The organism is Vibrio quintilis, from assembly GCF_024529975.1.
Taxonomy (GTDB): domain Bacteria; phylum Pseudomonadota; class Gammaproteobacteria; order Enterobacterales; family Vibrionaceae; genus Vibrio; species Vibrio quintilis.
Genome location: NZ_AP024897.1, coordinates 3312953 through 3333444 on the forward strand (window position 1 = coordinate 3312953; position 20492 = coordinate 3333444).

General features: G+C 44.6%; 18 protein-coding genes. 3 read left to right on the forward strand and 15 right to left on the reverse strand.

The window, feature by feature from the left end; translation table 11 throughout:
• Positions 1–15: 15 nt before the first annotated feature.
• Both OC443_RS15250 and dnaQ read right to left on the reverse strand, forming a co-directional pair.
• Positions 16–1266 (reverse strand): TIGR03503 family protein, encoded by a 1251-nt coding sequence (locus tag OC443_RS15250; protein WP_073586007.1) that lies wholly within the window; start codon positions 1264–1266, stop codon positions 16–18.
• 13 nt (positions 1267–1279) lie between these two features.
• On the reverse strand, positions 1280–2032 hold the full coding sequence (gene dnaQ / locus OC443_RS15255) for a DNA polymerase III subunit epsilon (protein ID WP_073586008.1): 753 nt from the start codon (positions 2030–2032) through the stop codon (positions 1280–1282).
• A 56-nt stretch (positions 2033–2088) separates the two neighbouring features.
• On the opposite strand from dnaQ, the gene rnhA reads away from it, so the two are divergent.
• On the forward strand, positions 2089–2553 hold the full coding sequence (gene rnhA / locus OC443_RS15260) for a ribonuclease HI (protein WP_073586009.1): 465 nt from the start codon (positions 2089–2091) through the stop codon (positions 2551–2553).
• Here rnhA and OC443_RS15265 read toward each other — a convergent pair.
• On the reverse strand, positions 2550–3302 hold the full coding sequence (locus OC443_RS15265; RefSeq protein ID WP_073586031.1) for a class I SAM-dependent methyltransferase: 753 nt from the start codon (positions 3300–3302) through the stop codon (positions 2550–2552). The two genes, rnhA and OC443_RS15265, sit on opposite strands and share 4 nt — an antisense overlap.
• Before the next feature lie 43 nt (positions 3303–3345).
• Here OC443_RS15265 and gloB point away from each other — a divergent pair, with 43 nt between their 5' ends.
• Both gloB and OC443_RS15275 read left to right on the forward strand, forming a co-directional pair.
• Positions 3346–4104 carry a hydroxyacylglutathione hydrolase gene (gene gloB, locus OC443_RS15270; protein ID WP_073586010.1) on the forward strand — a complete coding sequence of 253 codons (759 nt, stop codon included), beginning with the start codon at positions 3346–3348 and terminating at the stop codon, positions 4102–4104.
• 75 nt (positions 4105–4179) lie between these two features.
• Positions 4180–5754: a LysM peptidoglycan-binding domain-containing protein gene (locus OC443_RS15275; protein ID WP_073586011.1), complete on the forward strand. Its 1575-nt coding sequence runs from the start codon at positions 4180–4182 to the stop codon at positions 5752–5754.
• Positions 5755–5764: 10 nt separating this feature from the next.
• On the opposite strand, the gene OC443_RS15280 is transcribed toward OC443_RS15275, so the two are convergent.
• The 12 genes from OC443_RS15280 to bamA all read right to left on the reverse strand — a co-directional run bounded on the left by OC443_RS15280 (position 5765) and on the right by bamA (position 20466).
• Positions 5765–6661 (reverse strand): endonuclease/exonuclease/phosphatase family protein, encoded by an 897-nt coding sequence (locus OC443_RS15280; protein ID WP_073586012.1) that lies wholly within the window; start codon positions 6659–6661, stop codon positions 5765–5767.
• 79 nt (positions 6662–6740) lie between these two features.
• Positions 6741–7079, reverse strand: coding sequence for a nitrogen regulatory protein P-II (gene glnB / locus OC443_RS15285; protein ID WP_073586013.1), 339 nt, complete (start codon positions 7077–7079; stop codon positions 6741–6743).
• A gap of 157 nt (positions 7080–7236) precedes the next feature.
• Positions 7237–8556 (reverse strand): tRNA lysidine(34) synthetase TilS, encoded by a 1320-nt coding sequence (tilS, locus tag OC443_RS15290; RefSeq protein ID WP_073586014.1) that lies wholly within the window; start codon positions 8554–8556, stop codon positions 7237–7239.
• A 120-nt stretch (positions 8557–8676) separates the two neighbouring features.
• Complete coding sequence (accA, locus tag OC443_RS15295; protein WP_073586015.1) at positions 8677–9633, reverse strand: acetyl-CoA carboxylase carboxyl transferase subunit alpha; 957 nt, start codon at positions 9631–9633, stop codon at positions 8677–8679.
• A gap of 43 nt (positions 9634–9676) precedes the next feature.
• Positions 9677–13156, reverse strand: a complete 3480-nt coding sequence (gene dnaE, locus OC443_RS15300) for a DNA polymerase III subunit alpha (RefSeq protein WP_073586016.1) — start codon at positions 13154–13156, stop codon at positions 9677–9679.
• A gap of 77 nt (positions 13157–13233) precedes the next feature.
• Positions 13234–13869 carry a ribonuclease HII gene (rnhB, locus tag OC443_RS15305; protein WP_073586017.1) on the reverse strand — a complete coding sequence of 212 codons (636 nt, stop codon included), beginning with the start codon at positions 13867–13869 and terminating at the stop codon, positions 13234–13236.
• Positions 13859–15022 (reverse strand): lipid-A-disaccharide synthase, encoded by a 1164-nt coding sequence (lpxB, locus tag OC443_RS15310; RefSeq protein ID WP_073586018.1) that lies wholly within the window; start codon positions 15020–15022, stop codon positions 13859–13861. The genes rnhB and lpxB overlap by 11 nt, the downstream gene beginning before the upstream one ends.
• A gap of 120 nt (positions 15023–15142) precedes the next feature.
• Positions 15143–15931, reverse strand: coding sequence for an acyl-ACP--UDP-N-acetylglucosamine O-acyltransferase (gene lpxA / locus OC443_RS15315; RefSeq protein WP_073586019.1), 789 nt, complete (start codon positions 15929–15931; stop codon positions 15143–15145).
• 1 nt (position 15932) lies between these two features.
• Entirely contained in the window at positions 15933–16364 is a 432-nt protein-coding gene (gene fabZ, locus OC443_RS15320; protein WP_175561510.1) for a 3-hydroxyacyl-ACP dehydratase FabZ, read from the reverse strand.
• Positions 16365–16477: 113 nt separating this feature from the next.
• On the reverse strand, positions 16478–17509 hold the full coding sequence (gene lpxD / locus OC443_RS15325) for a UDP-3-O-(3-hydroxymyristoyl)glucosamine N-acyltransferase (protein ID WP_073586020.1): 1032 nt from the start codon (positions 17507–17509) through the stop codon (positions 16478–16480).
• 3 nt (positions 17510–17512) lie between these two features.
• Entirely contained in the window at positions 17513–18022 is a 510-nt protein-coding gene (locus OC443_RS15330) for an OmpH family outer membrane protein (protein ID WP_073586021.1), read from the reverse strand.
• Positions 18023–18045: 23 nt separating this feature from the next.
• Positions 18046–20466, reverse strand: coding sequence for an outer membrane protein assembly factor BamA (bamA, locus tag OC443_RS15335; RefSeq protein ID WP_073586022.1), 2421 nt, complete (start codon positions 20464–20466; stop codon positions 18046–18048).
• Positions 20467–20492 lie beyond the last annotated feature (26 nt).

The window sequence follows — 20492 nt, forward strand, 5'->3', positions numbered from 1 at the left end:
ATGCCGAACGCCGGGTTATTTCTTAGGCATATTTAACTGCAGTTTCGGCTGAAGCGCCTTCTTCGCCTGATGCTTACGATAGAATAACCAGCCGATCAATCCGATGATAATCACGATCACATTACCAACACCAATATAAATCATCTTCATAATCCGGGATTTTTCCCGGTGCTCCAGCAATGCAGCTTCCCGTTCTTTACGCAGCTGCTCTTGCTTGGCTTTTTCCTGCAATAAGCGGGTCTTCACTAAATCCAGCTCTTCAACCACACTGTATGTATGCAACGGCACAGCAAAGGCCAGTTGACGTTTAGACGCAAAATCGGTCCCGTAAACTTCTCCGTTCCACTTATAGTTACCAATTGCACCTGTATTCGGAATCATCAGTTTTATCGTCTGTCCCTGCTCCCCTGTACTGCCTTCAGCATAGTAGACATCATCATATTGATTCCTTTGTTCCACATGCGCAATTAAAGAGCCGGGAGTAATAGTCCCGGCAAGGCCGGTAAAAATAATCTGATGCGGTTGCCCGGTGATACGGGACTGAATAAATGATGTGGTAAAAGGCGTCGGATAAACTAACACTTCCTGCTCCTGAGCACGAAGAAAAACACCATTACCTGATGTGATTCTGACACGATATTTTCCGGGCTCAGGGGTAATATTCAGCTTCACGGTAAAAACACCATCTCCGGCTTTCTCATCCAGACCACGACCATCATCAGCAAATTCTCCGACGACATCAGGAATCGGGCGGGCTTCTTTAACCAGCTGATCTTCATTTTCCACATACTTAGTGAAAGTCACCCGTAATTTAACCCGCTCCAGAAAATCCCGTAATTTTAATGGCTTATCATCAGAGGTTAGCCGTGCTGTAAATTTCATCACTTCATTATGAAAAATTCTGACGGGTAACATTGAGGCTGTTAATTTCAGATTTGATATCAACTGGACATTATTCTTGGGCGTGACTTTACCGATAGCCTGCCACGGACCGGGCATGGGGTGTTCGATCGATACAATATCCATTGCCGGCTCCTGATACCATTTCACATTATCAGGATGACGGGAAGAATAATATTTCACCCCATCAGGACGAACTAAAACTACCGGTCGGGATGGCTTCGAGCGATAGATGACAAAGTTAATCTGAGAAATAGTGGGATCAACCCGAAAGCGGTTATCCAGTAGCGACATTGAAGATTGAGTTGCAGCATAACTTCCAAGACTCGCGACAAGTCCGATAATGATGATTAAAATCCGCAACATATATTCCACTCTCCTACTGGCGCCACAAACAAGTACCACTTTTTTCAACTAAATCTAATCTTTCCTGATGTGCTTGTAATTCATCGGCAGTAGCCTGCAAAACCTTTAATGTTTTTCGTCCGGAAACCACCCGTCTGACAGAATCTGCGCCTTCCCCCATATTCTGACCTGCTGAAAATTCGAGCGATGTCTGCCCGCCGGTCATGAGCAAATAAACATCTGCCAAAATCTCAGCATCGAGCAAAGCGCCGTGGAGTGTCCGGTGCGAGTTATCAATACCGTATCTGTCACACAACACATCAAGGTTATTCCGCTTACCCGGAAAAATCTTCTTCGCCATTGCCAGCGTATCTGTGATCTGACAATAATCTGAAATCAGGCCGGCTCCGGAATTTAATTTTGAAAATTCATAATCAATAAATCCGGTATCAAAGGGGGCATTATGTGCAACTAGCTCAGCGCCTTTCATAAACTCCAGAAAAGAATGATGAACATCACGATATTCAGGTTTATCCACCAAAAATTCATCGGTAATCCCATGGACTTCAATCGCTTCGGACTGAATTTCCCGGTCAGGTTTCAGATACACATGAAAATGCCTGCCCGTTAATTTTCGGTTAATAATCTCAACAGCGCCAATTTCGATAATCCGGTGGCCTTCATAATGTGGTCCACCTTCGCGATTCATACCGGTTGTTTCGGTATCGAGGACAATGATTCTGTGAGTTCCGGAATCATTGTCATTTGTTACAGGGCTAGTATTCATAGGGATAACTGTGTCAGACTATGTTGAATCAATCACTCACTCTATAGTAACAAATCATGACGAAGCAGGTAGAAATTTTCACTGACGGATCCTGTCTGGGAAATCCGGGACCGGGCGGATACGGTATCGTATTACGCTATAAACAAGTTGAAAAAACACTATCTCAGGGCTTCCGGCTCACCACCAATAACCGGATGGAGATGATGGCAGCGGTTGTAGCACTTCAATCTCTGAAAGAACCATGCTGTGTAGCATTGACGACTGACAGTCAATATGTCCGTCAGGGAATCACGCAATGGATACATAACTGGAAAAAAAGAGGATGGAAAACGGCCGATAAAAAAGCGGTTAAAAATGCTGATTTATGGCAGGCGCTTGATCAGGAAGCTCAAAAACACCAGATAGACTGGCACTGGGTCAAAGGTCATGCGGGACACAGAGAAAATGAACTCTGCGACGAACTGGCACGAACAGCAGCTGAAAGTCCGACACAGGAGGATACTGGATATCAGCCAGGTTAAATCAGACTGTCATTACCCTGTTGTTCAGTAGAAGTCCGGTAATTGAGACGAACCGGACTTAAAGGACGTTTTAAACGCCAGTGGGGCTTAATTGGCTGTAGAGGATAAGTTCTTTTTCTTGCGACAATAAAATACAGGCTGCTGAAAGAACGGACACACCCACCAGTATTATTTTCCAGCCATGTCCAGAAAGCCCGGCAGTTTTGGACCGGAAACAGTCCGTATTTATCACACTCTATCACCTGATAATTCAGCACACCCAGCCAGTCAGCAATCCGGTTGGACGTAAACATCCTGCCACTCCACGGAAAATACTTTTTCCGCCATGGCAGTAAGCTGGTACAGCCAACCAGACTGAGGGGATTAAATCCGGTAATCACGATATACCCATCATCGACCAATACCCGGTCAACTTCACGAAGCATCCGGTGTGGATCATTGCAATAATCCAGTTGATGCGCCAACAGGACCATATCAATACTTTTTTCCATAAACGGTAAGTCATAACCATCTGCTATCACAGTGTGCAACTTATTTTCTATATCTAAATGCACTTGATGTTGAATATTAGAGTTACAACTGGCAATCTCACAGCTCAGGCCACCGAGCTTTAGCATATGGTAACCAAATAATTTTGGCCACCACTCATCCAGACGCGTCTGGATGGAATCACGGACCCATAAACCATTTTTCAGCTGGTCCCATGAGTAGGGTTTTTCAATTTTCTTTTGACTACGCGCTGGTTCCATGACAGCTCCGTGATAATAACGTGCAAGATGAATGGAGAAACTCATGTTAAACATCAAAAGCATACCTGCATTTAGAGATAATTACATCTGGCTCATTCAAAATCAGGAACAGCATTGTGTTGTTGTTGATCCCGGTGACGCTCAGGTCGTTTTATCTTATCTTCAGACACATCAGCTCACACTGGATGCCATACTGATTACTCACCATCATGCAGACCATACCGGTGGTATATCCGATCTCATCAGGCATTTTCCCCGGTTAAATGTTGTTGCTCCGGCCGATGAAGCTATTCCATCAATGACTCACCCGGTCAGGGATGCAGAGCAAATCGAAATATTCGGACATACCTTTGATATTCTCAGCTTAAAAGGTCACACCCTTGGGCATATCGGCTATTATCATCAGGGCATCCTGTTTTGTGGCGATACACTTTTTTCAGCCGGATGTGGCCGCGTATTTGAAGGATCATATGAAGATATGTGGTTATCACTACAAAAATTAATGGCTTTACCGGAAGAAACCAAAGTCTATTGTGCCCATGAATATACTGCAGCTAATCTCGCTTTTGCACTGGCTGTCGAACCTGAAAATAAGGATTTACAACACTACCGCGAGCAGGTTAACAGGCTCAGAGCAAACAACCAGCCAACCCTGCCCTCAACAATTGGCCGGGAGCTGAAAATCAATCCGTTTTTGCGGCCTTCTCAACCGGAAGTGATCAAATCTGTGTCTGACCGGACCTCTAATCATGACCCACTCTCCGTCTTTGCCGCACTCAGAGAGTGGAAAAATGAATTTTAACGATTTGATCCTTGTCATTCTGATGTTCCAGCAAGTATCATCACAGGCCACTGGATAAAGAACTGTATCAATTTTATGAGAAATCATATTTTCGGGGTACTATTACTCCTGCTGGCAGGATGCCAGACAACACAAACAAGTCATCAGACGGCTGAAGATGTGCCGGATAAAACGGTGCAAACGCCTGCAACTCCATCTGAAAATGAAGTCGCGATCATCACGCCTCAACCACAGTCTGTTACTGTTGCGTCATATTCTTTACCTCAGGATCAGTCCGATTTATGGCAAAGAATCAGCATGCAGTTCTCGCTTCCTATTCCACAGAAAAAGTCAGTAAAGCGTTATCGTGACTGGTACCTGAAACATCCCCGGCACCTTGTCACTGTCGCCCAAAGAGCAACACCGTTTTTATACCTCATAACAAAGAAGATAGAGCAGCGTAATCTCCCGCTGGAATTAGCTTTACTTCCAGTGGTCGAAAGTTCTTTTGATGCGTTTGCTTACTCACATGGCCGTGCTGCCGGACTATGGCAATTTGTACCTTCAACAGGAAAAACTTACGGCCTGCAGCAAAATTTCTGGTATGACGGCAGAAGAGATGTCAATGCTGCAACAGATGCCGCACTCAATTATCTGACTTATCTGAACAGAAAATTCAAAGGTGACTGGTTCCATGCGATTGCCGCCTACAATAGTGGCAGTGGCAGGGTTGACCGGGCTATCAGGAAAAATAAAAAGAAAGGAAAACCGACAGATTTCTTCTCACTGGATTTGCCAAAAGAAACCAGTAGTTATGTCCCTAAGTTGCTTGCCCTCGTTGATGTCATGAACAACCGGGAAAAATATGGTTTAAAAATTCCGCAAATTGCAAATAAACCATTCCTTCAACAGGTGAACCCAAAGGAGCAACTGGATCTGGCTGTCGCAGCACAATATGCCGATATCAGTGTCAAGGAGCTTCAGAGTTATAATCCGGCTTATAATCAATGGGCAACGGCACCGGACGGGCCATATAACTTATTGCTTCCAATCGATAAAGTGAATCACTTTAATCATTCTCTTGACCGGAACCGGGGCAAAGGAATCAAACTGATTCATTACAAAGTACATTCGGGTGACACACTGAGTACCATTGCCCGAAAATATAAGACAACCCGTCAGATCATTCAGAATGTGAATGGCTTATCCGGTAATTTAATCAGAGCCGGACAATACCTGATGATCCCCACCTCAGCAAAAGGTAAAGATACATATGTTCTGAGCCTGAATAACCGGATTAAAAAGATTCAGTCTAAACGCCGGGGCCAGTATCGTATGATGCATACTGTTCGTTCCGGTGAGAGTCTGTGGAGCATTGCCGGAAAATACAAGATATCACATACATCTCTGGCAAAGTGGAATGGAATGAGTCCGAAAGATCCACTAAAAACCGGCAAAAAACTCGTGATATGGAAAAAATCAACCCGTGGCGCAATTATCCGCCCTCTGTATTACCAGGTGCGTTCCGGGGATACACTCAGTGGCATTGCCAGTAAATTCAGAATTAAAACGTCAGACATTATCAAATGGAATGATCTGACCAAAGAAAAATACATTCATCCGGGCCGAAAACTGAAGCTATTTGTTGATGTTACTAAGGTCAGTACATAAGTCCCAAAATCTATTGGCTTGCCTCTAAAGAAAATGAAACCTGGATCGGGTTGTGATCAGAAGCAGATGTTTCCGGCACTCCGGCCTGATTCAGGGTCAATCCCCGGTAAAATAAGTGGTCAAGCGGATAACCATCAAATTGTTTACGGCTGTCCGGAGACGGGTAAGTCACCTCGGACATAGAGAGCCCGGACATCACACGTTGTAGCGAAATAATTCTGTCTTCACTCCAGCTATTAAAATCTCCGGCAAATATCACCGGACCAATGTGTGATTTAACTTTCCCCGCTAATTGTTCAAGCTGCTCCTGATACGATTTAATTCCGAGAGTAAAGTTCACGGAATGGATATTTACAACGGCAAGCGTTTGCTGATCAGATAAAGGATAATAAGAAAGTAAAGCTGATTTGGGTAAACGAATCCATGGCTCCATTTCCAGATAAGCACAGGAAGAAAGTGGTAAATAACCAGAAAGAGTCATCACGCCCATTCCCTTATCAAATAATGAAAAAGCATGCGCCTGAACAGCCTGCCAGCGGGGGTTATCTTTCAGCCAGGACTGAAACCCGGGTGACAAACTCGATTCCTGTAACAACACCAGTTGTTTATCCTGACTGAAATGACTTAACGCCTGAGACCAGTCAGAGCGGTTCTCTTTATATATATTCCAGACAAGGACGTTCAGGTTTCCCTGTTCATCAACCGGAGAAGAGCCATCAGTTAACTGGCTGCATGACCGTGAAATCATCATGTCTGGCTGTTCGCCAATCTCTGAAGAGCGCTTTAAGAGAACAACTTCCGGTGCAGCGGGAACATCAAAAATATAATCAAGAACACCCCCGCTCACTAAAATTAACGCCAGGATGAGATAGATGAGTTTCTTTTTATTTAAACCAGATGACGCCATTGGATTCACATATTTTTAATTTGTTATACACATTGGTAATAAAGAAAGGAGCCATTCGGCTCCTTATCGTTATCTCTGACTAGATTGCATCATCATCTTCTTCGCCTGTCCGGATCCGGACTACGCGTTCAACATCGGTAAGAAATATTTTTCCATCACCAATTTTGCCGGTTTGAGCCGTTTCAATAATTGCATCAACGCATTGTTCAACGACATCACTGGAAACCACAATTTCAAGCTTCACTTTCGGAAGAAAATCAACCATGTACTCAGCTCCCCGATAAAGCTCAGTATGCCCTTTCTGACGCCCAAATCCTTTGACTTCTGAAACCGTCATACCTGTGATTCCAACATCGGCAAGCGCTTCACGAACATCATCAAGCTTAAACGGTTTAATAATCGCTTCTATTTTTTTCATGTTCATCCCTTAAACTGTATCACTTGTCTGCATTATCCGTCACCGGACAAAAACATTCAATAAACCCCAAGCAATCATCAAGCCAAAAAATGCTTCACTCCGCAATAATCACCGGATAAAAGTGATTGGGAAAGAAGCTAATAACCGACAATCATACTCATATCCTATCTGTTTTCCAGATAAGATCACAACCTGATCCGGTAAAATCCCGGTCAACAAACAACCGGGCAATTGCAACAACCTGCTCTCCGGCCATTAATATCGGCATCCGACGTCGCTGCCATACAGGTACCCGGTATTCCTGAAAAAGTTTTTTTAACTTCGTGCTTCCGCACCGCCCAACCGGACAAGCAGACAACCCCTGAGGATTAAAGCTGATTTTCAGAGACATCCCTACCAGCTTTTCTCTGCTCAACGCACCTTCATCACACTCCCTGAGTGTGATCAAACCTAATTGATCCGGTAGTTCAAGCGACTGATTGAATGAAATATCCTGCTGCCATTCCGATACATCTTCCACTGGAGAGACACAATAAAGTTTCCCGGCAAAACGCCGAATCGTACGATGACCTAAATTTAAATGCGGATCTGCATCCTCTTTTGCCTGTATCACCTGATGATAAAGCGCCAGTAACTGAAGACGGGAAGGCATCAAAACATCACAACGACTCAGCCACATTCGCAACACTCGTCTGCAAACGGCTTCACTGAATGACAGCAATACAGAAACAGACAGACTGCCATCAGAAAGCATTGCGAAATCAAGCTGTTGTTCTAATAACTCATCAAGCAATGCTTCCTGTTCCGCACACAACTCTGCACTTCGCTGAACCGCAGCTGGCAGTTCAGGCCAGCGCTGCATCAAAACCGGCGAAATTTTGTGACGGATAAAATTCCGGTCAAAGTGAATATCCTGATTACTTTCATCTTCAACCCAATCCAGCTGATAGCGCTCAGCAAATGCTTCTATTTCAGGCCGGGATAGTTTCAATAGTGGGCGAAGCAATTTTCCTGCACCGAATTCAGCGACTTCTCCCATCGATGACAGTCCTTTAGGTCCGCTGCCCCGCTTCAAAGCCAGCAAAAAAGTTTCTACCTGATCATAGCTATGCTGCCCTGTCAGCAGGACATCATTTGCCCCAACATAGTGCTGCAATGCCTCATATCGGGCCTGACGGGCTATCGATTCAAGCCCGCCTTTCGCATGTCTGTCCAGTGAGACCGGATGCAACTGAAAAGGTATGCCAACATCTTTACACCACTGTCGGCATTGTTCCGCCCACAAGTCGGCATGAGCGCTCAAACCATGGTGAATATGGACCGCTGCGGCTTCCCGGCCTGTTTCCCGGATAAAGCGTGACAACAGATGCAACATCACCCGGGAATCTATGCCGCCACTCAAAGCCAGGACAAGACGAGATTGTTCGCTACTGTTACAGTGCAAAACCCGGGAAAATTGTTCATAAACAGAGGACATAACGACTCATTTCAATTCATATGCGAATAACCAGATTTATCGTAATCGATTCCGGTCCCGGAATGAAAGAGGGAAGCAACTGCTTCCCTCTGATAACCTGCAATAAAAAACAATTGATGATCAGCAGTATCCATAGCTCATCAAACGATGGTAACGGCGATCTAACAATGAATCTGAATCCATATTTTCAATATCAGCCAGTTGCTTGAGTAACGTCTCCTTAATATTTTGAGACATCAGTTCCGGCTGTCGGTGCGCACCACCTAATGGTTCTTCAATTACTTCATCGATTAATTCAAGCTCTTTCAGGCGCGTAGCTGTCAGGCCCATCGCTTCAGCGGCCTGAGGGGCTTTATTTGAATCACGCCAGAGAATCGACGCACACCCCTCAGGAGAGATGACCGCATAAGTAGAATATTGCAGCATATTGACGAAATCGCCAACACCAATCGCCAGTGCACCACCAGAACCACCTTCACCGATCACATTACATATAATCGGCACTTTCAATCCTGACATCACTTTGAGGTTTGTCGCGATGGCTTCTGACTGCCCTCTTTCTTCTGCTCCCACGCCCGGATACGCACCGGCTGTATCAATAAATGTAATGACAGGCATATTAAATCGTTCTGCCATTTCCATCAGACGCAATGCTTTACGATAACCTTCAGGCTTCGGCATACCAAAGTTCCGAATCACTTTATCCCGGGTCTCACGACCTTTCTGGTGACCAATCACCATCACCGGGCGGCCATCTAAGCGTGCAATACCAGCAACGATCGCTTTATCATCAGCAAAAGCACGATCACCTGCCAGCTCATCAAAATCAGTGAAAATATGCTGAATATAATCCAGTGTATATGGACGTTGAGGATGACGGGCCAGCTGAGCGACCTGCCATGCGCCAAGATCGCTGAAAATTTTCTTTTTCAGCTCAAGGCTTTTCTTTTCCAGTTGTTCGATTTCTTTATCCAAATCTACCGAAGAATTACCGTGGCGGGAAACGTCACGTAAAGCTTCAATTTTGGCTTCAAGTTCAACGATGGGCTTTTCAAATTCTAGAAAATTCGGGCTCATTTACTGATCCTTCTTGATTCAACTTTTCATAAAAAGCTGAATTTTAGTTAAATTCCAGTTCTACCTGACCGGAGCCAAGTAACTGTGTTAATTCGTCTAATAATGTATCATTTGGGGTGATACGCCATTCAGTACCCAGTGTTAGCCTGCCTCTGGCATCGGAGCGTTGATAATAAATATGTACGGGCACACTCCCGGCTCTGTATGGTTCCAGTATATGGGTAAAACGCTCAAAAAACGCTTCATCAACCTGGGCCTGCTCTATGGACAGAGATAAACTTTTCGCATACTTTTCTCTGACAGTATCTAAGTCCATCATTTCACGAACAGTCATTTTAAATCCGCCGTTGAAGTCATCAAAGCTGACCTGTCCGCTTAAAACCACAATTTTGTCTTTTTCCAGTAAGTCAGCATACCTTTCAAGGGCATCAGAAAACAACATAGCATCCAGACGTCCGGACCGATCATCCAGGGTTAAAATTCCAATTCTGTTACCGCGCTTCGTTGTCATCACCTTAGCTGAGATCACTAATCCGGCGACCATTAGCGACTGATCCCGCCTGGTTGGCGCAACATCTTTTAACCGACAATCAATATAATGGTTCAGTTCCTTCAGATATGCATTCACCGGGTGTCCGGTTAAATACAGCCCCAGTGTTTCACGCTCCCCTTCAAGCCAGACCTTTTCCGGCCATGGGGAGACCTGCGTATATCTCTGTTCCACAGCTTCCGGCGCTTCAGTCAAAACGCCAAACATATCCGTCTGACCAAATGACTCCGCCTGTTTATGCTGACTGGCAGCTTTCACAGCATCATCCAGAGAAGCCATCATTGCAGCTCGGTGAGGACCCAACCGATCTAACGCACCAGCATAAATTAATTTTTCAATTACCCGCTTATTCACGCGTTTTAAGTCAACACGGGCACAAAAATCAAACAAGTCCTTAAAGTGACCACCGGCATGACGCGCTTCCAGTATGGCATCAATCGGCCCTTCCCCCACACCTTTAATCGCACCAATACCGTATACAATAGAACCGTTCTCATCAACATTAAAACGATACAGACCAACATTGATATCAGGCGGTGATACCTTCAGGTTCATCCGGATACACTCATCGACCAGTCCGACAACCTTCTCTGTATTGTCCATATCAGCAGTCATAACCGCCGCCATAAACTCAGCCGGATAATGCGTTTTCAGCCACAATGTCTGATAAGAAACCAAAGCATAAGCAGCAGAGTGAGATTTGTTAAAGCCGTAACCTGCAAACTTCTCTACCAGATCGAAGATCTTCATCGACAGTTCGCCGTCAACGCCGTTCTTAATCGAACCTTCTTCGAAAACAGCCCGCTGCTTGGCCATCTCTTCCGGCTTTTTCTTACCCATCGCCCGGCGGAGCATATCCGCACCGCCCAGGGTATATCCCGCCAGTACCTGAGCAATCTGCATGACCTGCTCCTGATACAGGATGATCCCGTAGGTCGGGTCAAGAATCTCTTTCAGGGATTCGTGCTGCCATTTTTCATCCGGATAAGAGATCGGCTCCCGGCCATGTTTCCGGTCAATAAAGTTATCAACCATGCCTGACTGAAGCGGTCCCGGACGGAACAATGCCACCAAAGCGACAATATCTTCAAAGCAGTCCGGCTGCAGTCGCTTGATCAGGTCTTTCATCCCTCTTGATTCAAGCTGGAACACCGCGGTTGTTTCAGAATTTTGCAGTACCCGGAAAGAAGCAGCATCATCTAATGGAATCGATTCAATCCGCAAAGGCACTTCACCTGATTTCTCCCGCCGGGGATTAATCAGCCCAAGTGCCCAGTCAATAATGGTCAGTGTCCGGAGGCCCAAAAAGTCAAACTTGACCAAACCGGCTGTTTCTACATCATTTTTATCAAACTGAGTGACCGGATGATGACCTTCAGGATCACAATAGATGGGAGCAAAGTCAGTAATTGCGGTCGGAGAAATAACCACGCCACCAGCATGCTTACCGGCATTTCGGGTACATCCTTCCAAAATCCGGCATTTATCAATCAGTTCCTTTACTTCCTCATCCGTATCGTAAAGTTCCTGTAATGCTGGCTCTGCTTTAAAGGCTTTTTCAAGCGTCATTCCCGGATCGGGCGGGACCAGTTTTGAAATACGATCAACGAACCCAAAAGGATGTCCTAATACCCGGCCCACATCCCGGATAACAGCCTTGGCTGCCATCGTTCCGAAGGTAATGATCTGGGAGACAGCATCCCGGCCATACATTTCGGCCACATGATCAATCACCTGATCCCGTTTATCCATACAAAAGTCGACATCAAAGTCCGGCATGGATACCCGCTCCGGGTTCAGGAAACGTTCAAACAGCAAATCATATTCTAACGGGTCAAGATCAGTGATTTTCAGTGCGTATGCCACCAGAGAGCCGGCACCAGACCCTCGTCCGGGACCGACGGGAATATCATTATCTTTGGACCACTGGATAAACTCCATTACGATCAGAAAGTATCCGGGGAATCCCATCTGGTTAATCACATCCAGCTCAATCTGCAAACGCTCATCATATTCAGGACGTTTTTCCTGACGAACCTCAGGCTCAGGAAATAAAAACTCAAGACGTTCTTCTAAACCTTCCTGAGACTTTTTAATCAGAAAGTCTTCAATTTTCATCCCTTCTGTCGGGAAGTTGGGCAGGAAGTATTCCCCCAGACGGACGGTCACGTTACACCGCTTTGCGATCTCTACACTGTTTGCCAGCGCCTCTGGAAGATCGCGGAACAACTCGCACATTTCTGACTCAGAACGGAGATACTGCTGTTCACTGTAATTTTTCGGGCGGCGGGGATCTTCCAGTGTGTAACCATCATGAATCGCAACCCGGATTTCATGCGCTTCAAACAGTTCTTTATCGAGAAATACAACATCATTGGTTGCGACAACAGGTAATCCGGCTTTTTCAGCCAGCTCAACGGCAAAATGCAGATAAGTTTCTTCATCCGGCCGGCCGGTCCGGGTCAGCTCAAGATAAAACCGGTCCGGGAAATGCGTCTGATAAAACTGAACTTCCTGCTCAACCAGTGCCTTGTTGCCTTTTAATAAAGCACGCCCGATTTCACCATCTTTCCCACCCGATAAAACAATCAGTCCGGATGCATGTCTCTCCAGCCATGATTTATCAATCACAGGTTGGTGCTGCACATTGCCACGCTGATAAGCTTCCGATATCAGCAGGGTCAAATTTTTATAACCTTCATTATTGGCAGCCAACAGAGTAATTCGGGTTAATTCTTCCCCAAACTCCTCAGACTGGAGGGTAAAATCAGCACCGATAACCGGCTTAATTCCACAATTATGTGCGGTACTGTAATACTTCACTAACCCACAAAGGTTCGTAAAGTCGGTCAACGCCATTGCAGGCATCCCCATTTCGGCAACCTTTTTTACCAAAGGCGGCACTTTAGACAAACCATCGACCATAGAGAAATCACTATGAACTCTAAGGTGAATAAATTTGGGGTCTGACATGCAATGAAATCCTGGTGGAAGAAAATAAACTAAGGGTGTATTTTACGGAATTATAACCGCAAGTCATCTCCGGATGCTCAGTTTTGATCTTGTGAAGGTTGCCTTTGAGCTAAAACCCGGGCAACAGGCTTAAAACTTTTGCGATGCTGCTCAATCACACCATGTTTCTCAATGGCCGCAAAATGCGCTTTCGTCGGATAACCTTTATGTTGTGCAAACCCGTACTCAGGATACAGCTGATCAAGCTCATCCATTTCGTGATCCCGAATCACTTTCGCTAAAATCGAAGCCGCACTAATTTCAGCGACCCGCAGATCTCCTTTAACGACCGCCTGCGCAGGTACAGATAATTCAGGAAGACGATTCCCATCAACCAGCACAAATTCCGGCTTGATATTCAATCCTTCAACGGCTCTCTGCATTGCCACCATCGTCGCCTGTAAAATATTAAGATGATCGATTTCCCGTGGACTACAGCGGCCGACAGACCAGGCTATCGCTTTTTGCTGAATTTCAGGGAAAAGGGCCTGGCGTTTCTTGTCTGATATTTTTTTTGAGTCCGTCAATCCTGAGATTGGCTGGTTTGGATCTAATATCACAGCAGCGGTGACGACATCGCCAACCAGAGGCCCCCGCCCAACTTCATCAACACCGGCAAAAACCTGATACCCCAGAGGATAATCAAAAGGTTCATATTCCGTTTTATTCTTCATCGAGTCTCCCGATTAACTTCAGTACAGCCTCTGCTGCCCGCTCATCTGCATTTTTACGGATCAATGTGTGCATCTGTGTAAAACTCGTCAGCATTGCATGATTATCACTATCCAGAAGACGAGAAACCTCCTGATAAAGATTATCCGGGTTACATGCTTCCAGTAAAAATTCTTTGACGATTTCTTCACCGGCCAGAATATTTGGCAAAGAAACAAATTTTGTTTTTACCAGACATTTAGCAATCAGAGCAGTCAGCTTATTCACCCGATAACCCACCACCATAGGCCGGTTAACCAGCATACATTCCAGAGCTACTGTCCCGGAAGCCAGCATCACTGCATCAGATGCAGCAATCACATGCCTTGCTGTATCCTGAACCAGAATAAAATCGAGTTCAGGTGCCATCTGTTGCCATAAAGCTTCAAATTGTTGCTTTCTTTTATCATTCACAACAGCAACAACAAATCCTAATTCAGGATAGCACTTGTGTAACCGCTGACAGGTTTCAATAAAAGACGGCGCTATTTTCTCAAGCTCACTGCCACGACTCCCCGGAAGAACAGCCAGCCAACGTTTGGTATCATCCAGATTGAGCGAATCCCGGGCTTCCTGTTTATCAGAATGCAATGGAATCGCATCAGCCAGCGTATGACCAACAAATTCGCAAGGAACATTAAATCGATCATAAAATTCTTTTTCAAAAGGAAGAAATGCCAGCACCAAATCGGTAGCCCGGGCAATTTTGTGAATTCTCTTCTGGCGCCAGGCCCAGACAGAAGGACTCACATAATGAACAGTCGGAATACCGGCTGATTTCAGATCATGCTCCAGACGAAGATTAAAATCCGGCGCATCAATACCAATAAAGATATCAGGGCGATGCGTTGTAAAATATTCAACCAGCTGTGCTTTTACCTTGAATAAACGGGGCAGGCGTCCCAGCACCTCGACAATCCCCATCACAGCCAGTTCTTCAATATCAAACAGAGACTCACACCCCTGCGCTTTCATTTTCGGGCCGCCAATACCAACAAACTGAGCATCAGGTATATGCTGCTTAATTGCTTTGATTAATCCTTCACCTAAGGTATCACCAGACAGCTCTCCGGCCAGAATTCCAATTTTCAGCGGTTTCTTTTGCTCATTATCCATTAGCTTCCTCATCATGTGTCAGCAACCGATGCATGTACAGCGACTAAAATTTTAAAGCACAGTACAAATAAAAAAGATCGCTATTTAAAATAACGATCTTTCATCCAGGTGTGTCATTTTTCAGCGAATAATGCCACGGGTCGATTTGTCAAAGAAAGACAGAAATGCTTTTACAGCCGGGTTAGCATCAGCTTCTTTTTCAATTTCAGCTTTTGCTTTATCAAGTGTCAGACCACTTCTGTAAAGCGCTTTATAAGCTCTACGAATTGCGTGAATTTCAGCTTTTTCAAATCCGCGGCGTTTCAAACCCTCAATATTGACACCAAATGGCGTGCAATGATTTCCCTGAGCCATAATATATGGCGGCACATCCTGTACGACAATCGAGCCGCCCCCCAGCATCGCATGCTCACCAATGTTACAGAATTGATGAACCGCCGCCATTCCACCGACTATAGCGTAATCACCAACTGTGACATGACCGGCTAAGGTCGCATTATTCGCAAAAATACACTTATCACCCACAACACAATCATGAGCAACATGCGCATTAATCATAAACAGATTGTCATTTCCAACCTGCGTAATTCCCTGATCCTGAACCGTTCCCCGGTGCATTGTCACACTTTCCCGGATCATATTGCGATCACCGATAATTAACCGGGTGTCTTCACCGCGGAACTTCAAATCCTGACAATCTTCACCAATAGAAGCAAACTGGAAAATACGATTATCTTTACCAATCGTTGTCGGGCCTTTCACAACCACATGAGAAAGCAACTCTGTACCTTCACCGATTTCAACTTTGGCATCGACATAACAAAATGGCCCAATTTTTACATTTGCGCCAACGACTGCACCATCTTCAATGACTGATGTCGGGTGAATCTGAGCTGTTTCATGAATCATATTAGAATTCTCTGCGAGCACATTTAAGTTCAGCCGAACAAACGACTTCACCATCAACTTTTGCCACGCCGTTGAAAAGTGCGATACCTCTGCGTTCTTTCAGAAATTCCACCTCAACGAACAATTGGTCACCAGGACCTACAGGCTTTCTGAATTTTGCATTATCAATACTTGCAAAATAATATAGCTCATTCTCTTTCGGTGCACCAAAAGTCTTAAATGCCAACAGGCCGGTAGCCTGAGCCATTGCTTCAAGAATCATGACACCAGGGAAAACAGGAAGCTGAGGGAAATGACCAGTAAACTGAGGCTCATTCACCGACACATTTTTCAGACCGATCAAATATTTCCCTTCTTCATAGTCTGTCACACGATCAATAAGCAAAAATGGGTAGCGATGAGGGAGAAGTGATCGAATCTCAACAATATCCATCGTTTTCTTTTCAGTAGTCAAAGTCATATTCCTATTCATCAACATAAATTAGTCCGGCATTATAAACAAAAAAGGCCCGCAGTTCGCGAGCCTTTTTAAATAATGTTGAAATTTCACTCAGATTTTTGTTTTAACTGATCTTCCACAGCTTTCAAACGCTTATGCATATCATCAATCCGGTGAACTCTGGCGGCCGTCTTGCGCCATTCTTTATTCGGTTGCAGAGGTATGCCCGATGAATAAACACCTTTTTCCGGCAAACTTCTCATCACCATTCCCATCCCGGTAATTGTGACACCGTCTGCAATCTCAATATGTCCGTTAATCACCACAGCACCACCGATAATACAGTACTTACCAATTTTTGTACTACCCGCAACAATTGTGCCTCCGGCCATCGCTGTGCCATAGCCGATATGAACATTGTGAGCTATTTGCATCTGGTTATCGAGGATCACGTTATCCTCAATCACAGTATCATCCAGAGCTCCCCGATCAATGGAAGTACAGGCACCGATTTCAACACGATTGCCGATCCGGACAGTGCCAAGCTGAGGTATTTTTATCCATTCTCCACGCTCGTTCGCATATCCGAAACCATCAGAACCTATCACAGTATTTGCCTGTACCAGGCAGCTCTCACCAATGATGACATCATGATAAACACTGACATTGGCCCAGAGTTTGGTTCCTTTGCCGATCGAAGCATTCTTCCCGACAAAACACCCCGCACCAACAGAAACGTTATCTCCCAGTACAACACCAGACTCAATCACACTATTTGCACCAACAGATACATTTTCACCGAATGACACATCCGGGGCAATCACAGCAGAAGGTGCAATCGTTTCTGCAGGAGGTGGTGTGGTATCTAATGCCTGAGCAACTTTAGCAAAAGCTACATATGGGTCATCAACCACTAAAACATTTCCCGGGCATAAATCCCGTTGAGAAGACTTCACCATCACCACAGTCGCCTGGCACTCATCTAAATGTTTCGCATATTTAGGGTTAGACAAAAATGTCACATCACCTTCTTTAGCCCGATCCATAGGCGCCACAAAAGATACCGTTAACCCGCTGTCACCAGACAGTTCTCCACCTGTAATTTCTGCAAGTTCACCTAAAGTAATCTTCTTGACCATAATCTATTTCAACGCTTTGATAACTTTATCTGAAATATCAAACTCAGGTTTTCCGTACTGCAACATCTGAATATCAATCACCATATCATAGCCATCTTTTTTAGCTACTTTCGCGACCGCATCCTGAATAATACTAAACAGTTTACGTTTTTCCTGAGTTTCACGCTTAGCTGAATCTTTATCTAAAGCCTGCGCCTTAATCTTGTACTTACTATCAAGCTGACTGATCTCAATCCGGAGCTTCTCTACATCATCAGAGCTCATCAGTGCACTATCTCTTTTCAGTTTATCGATTTTACCTTTAGCTTCTTTCTTAATACTTTCCAGTTCATCGGCTTTATCTTTGAATTCATGCTTCAATTTTTGTAGTACAACTTCGCGCTGAGGAAGAGACTGAAAAACTTTTGCTGTATTGATATAAGCGATTTTTTGAGCTGCTTCTGCTGCCGTACTCATAAATGCCATACTGAAGACAACAAAACCAACACTAAGCGCTTTAATCAGATTCTTCACAATATATTTCCTCATGTATAAAACTAGAATGTCTTACCAATAGTGAATGAGAAGAATTCCTCATCATCACCGGTATATTTTTTAATTGGTTTTGCTAAAGCAAAGACCAAAGGTCCCATCGGAGACATCCACTGTAATGCAACACCTGCGGATGAACGATATTTCAGAGGATCGGAGTAATCATAATAATATTCCCGACCATAATCAGCACTACGTTTACTGTAATCAAACTCAGTATCCCAGACACTGGCCATATCATAGAAGATACTGGTCCGTATCTGACTTCGGGTTTCATCAGAAACAAATGGCGTAGGTACAATCAGCTCCAGGCTGCCTTGCGCAATCGCATTCCCGCCTGCGGACTCATTTGTCGCAGTCAGTGTCCCGTTGTTAGAATCTGCGTAACTGTTAAATACCGCTCTTGGCCCGGCAGTATTTGCCCCAAAGCCTCTCAGCGTTGAAAAACCACCAGCATAGAAGTTCTCATAAAATGGATAGAGATTTTCATTCCCATCGGTCTTACCGTAGCCGTTTCCATAACCCAGACGCCCGCGGAATAACAAGGTGAAATCCTGATCTTCGGCTAAAGGAATGTAATGTCTCACATTATACTGAAGTTTAAAAAACTGAGTATCCGAGCCCGGAGTGGTTATTTTATAAGTTGCCCGCTGGTAGTTACCTGCTGTAGGGAAATATCCTTTATTCAGGTTATTACGAATCCAGGACAAATTAATATCAAAATCACCCGTCACAAAACCAACTTTGGATGACGTATTTGCATTCACCCCTTGAGATAAGAGAAAGTTCTCAATTTGCAGATAAGGGGATAAATTGCCAATTTGGTTATGCGTATAACCGATACCAAAGGCAAAACGATTCAGCTCATCATGAGGGAATCCCCAGGTCAGATTGATACCATAACTTTCGTTTGTATAGTCGACAATTCCGGCTTCAGAAGCTTCAAATTCATTATAGAAGATCTTCCCCCCCAAACTGACACCATCCAGATTCCAGTAAGGGTCGTTATAACTGAAGGTCACGTTTTTCTGGTAATCATTCATTGTCGCTGAAATACCGACACTATTTCCGCTTCCCAGGAAGTTTTCCTGTTGTAGCCCGACCTGAAAGCTAACCCCGGATTCAGTCCCGTAACCAATACCAAAATTCACGCTTCCGGAATTTGCTTCTTTCACGTTGTAAACAATATCAACCTGATCTTCGCTGCCTGGCACCCGAACTGTTTTTACATCCACCGTTTCAAAAAAACCAAGTCTGTTCAGGCGGGATTTTCCGGTTTCGATGGACTTTGAATTCAGCCAGCTCCCTTCCATTTGCCGCATTTCACGCCGTAACACTTCATCTTTGGTAACAGTATTACCAGTGAAATTAATATGGCGGACATAGATTCTGTTGCCGGGATCGACATTCACGATCAGGGAAACTTCCTGATTTTCATCATCAAATTCAGGGATGGTTCTCACCTGCGGATAAGCATAACCAGACTCACCCAAAACTTTCTTAATGCCGGTTTCCAGTGCGGTGGCTGCGGAGCCCTGATAGATATCACCGCTATCGAAAGGAACCAGAAGTTTAAACTTGTTCTCTTCCCCGACTAAATCACCACGGAATCTGACGCCTTTAACCCGATATGGTTTCCCCTCATTCAAAGTGAGAGTAATGTATACACCTTTTTTATCAGGAGAAATCGAGACCTGAGCTGACTCAACCTTAAATTTCAGATAGCCGTGATCATAATAAAATGACTTGAGAGTCTCTAAATCTCCGGCAAGTACTTGTTTTTGATACTTATCACTGGAAAGAAAATTCCACCATGAAACATCAGCATTTAAATCAAAACGGGATAACAGTTCTTTGTCATCAAAAACCTTATTCCCGATAAAGTTAATTTGCTGAATCTTTGCCGAAACGCCTTCAGTAAAGACAAACTTTAAATCGGCACGATTACGGGGAAGTGGTGTGACAACAGCTTTAACTTTCGCATTGTACTTACCAACACTGTAGTAGAAATCTTCAAGTCCTTTCTCTATGTTACGAAGCCTTGTTCTGTCCAAAGCTTCCCCAACACGAATCGATGATGCATCCAGATTTTCTGTCAGCTGCTCATCTTTAATCGCCTTATTGCCGGAAAAAGAAACGCTGGAAATCGTTGGTCTCTCTTTCACTTTAACCTGCAGAACATTTCCATCACGAAATACGTCAATGTTCTCAAAATTTCCGGATGAATACAGTGCTTTCACTAAATCAGCAATATCCTGAGAATCGACCGTATCACCAACACGGACTGGCATTTTTAATAACGCGGCACCGAGCGTTACACGCTGTAACCCCTCAACTTGAATGTTTTTGACAACAAAACTTTCCGCACTGTACGCCGGAAAGCCACTGACAAGCATCGTAGCCAAAATAAACTTTTTCATCGTCATCGTTATTCGAATTATTCCCTTGTACA

What these genes read in the sequence shown, in the direction of transcription:
- OC443_RS15275 (WP_073586011.1), top strand. Translation starts at nt 4,180, where the DNA reads ATGAGAAATCATATTTTCGGGGTACTATTACTCCTGCTGGCAGGATGC.
- accA (WP_073586015.1), bottom strand. Translation starts at nt 9,633, where the DNA reads ATGAGCCCGAATTTTCTAGAATTTGAAAAGCCCATCGTTGAACTTGAA.
- tilS (WP_073586014.1), bottom strand. Translation starts at nt 8,556, where the DNA reads ATGTCCTCTGTTTATGAACAATTTTCCCGGGTTTTGCACTGTAACAGT.
- bamA (WP_073586022.1), bottom strand. Translation starts at nt 20,466, where the DNA reads ATGACGATGAAAAAGTTTATTTTGGCTACGATGCTTGTCAGTGGCTTT.
- lpxA (WP_073586019.1), bottom strand. Translation starts at nt 15,931, where the DNA reads ATGATTCATGAAACAGCTCAGATTCACCCGACATCAGTCATTGAAGAT.
- gloB (WP_073586010.1), top strand. Translation starts at nt 3,346, where the DNA reads ATGTTAAACATCAAAAGCATACCTGCATTTAGAGATAATTACATCTGG.
- rnhB (WP_073586017.1), bottom strand. Translation starts at nt 13,869, where the DNA reads ATGAAGAATAAAACGGAATATGAACCTTTTGATTATCCTCTGGGGTAT.
- OC443_RS15250 (WP_073586007.1), bottom strand. Translation starts at nt 1,266, where the DNA reads ATGTTGCGGATTTTAATCATCATTATCGGACTTGTCGCGAGTCTTGGA.
- rnhA (WP_073586009.1), top strand. Translation starts at nt 2,089, where the DNA reads ATGACGAAGCAGGTAGAAATTTTCACTGACGGATCCTGTCTGGGAAAT.
- lpxB (WP_073586018.1), bottom strand. Translation starts at nt 15,022, where the DNA reads ATGGATAATGAGCAAAAGAAACCGCTGAAAATTGGAATTCTGGCCGGA.
- OC443_RS15265 (WP_073586031.1), bottom strand. Translation starts at nt 3,302, where the DNA reads ATGGAACCAGCGCGTAGTCAAAAGAAAATTGAAAAACCCTACTCATGG.
- OC443_RS15280 (WP_073586012.1), bottom strand. Translation starts at nt 6,661, where the DNA reads ATGGCGTCATCTGGTTTAAATAAAAAGAAACTCATCTATCTCATCCTG.
- lpxD (WP_073586020.1), bottom strand. Translation starts at nt 17,509, where the DNA reads ATGGTCAAGAAGATTACTTTAGGTGAACTTGCAGAAATTACAGGTGGA.
- fabZ (WP_175561510.1), bottom strand. Translation starts at nt 16,364, where the DNA reads ATGGATATTGTTGAGATTCGATCACTTCTCCCTCATCGCTACCCATTT.
- dnaE (WP_073586016.1), bottom strand. Translation starts at nt 13,156, where the DNA reads ATGTCAGACCCCAAATTTATTCACCTTAGAGTTCATAGTGATTTCTCT.
- dnaQ (WP_073586008.1), bottom strand. Translation starts at nt 2,032, where the DNA reads ATGAATACTAGCCCTGTAACAAATGACAATGATTCCGGAACTCACAGA.
- glnB (WP_073586013.1), bottom strand. Translation starts at nt 7,079, where the DNA reads ATGAAAAAAATAGAAGCGATTATTAAACCGTTTAAGCTTGATGATGTT.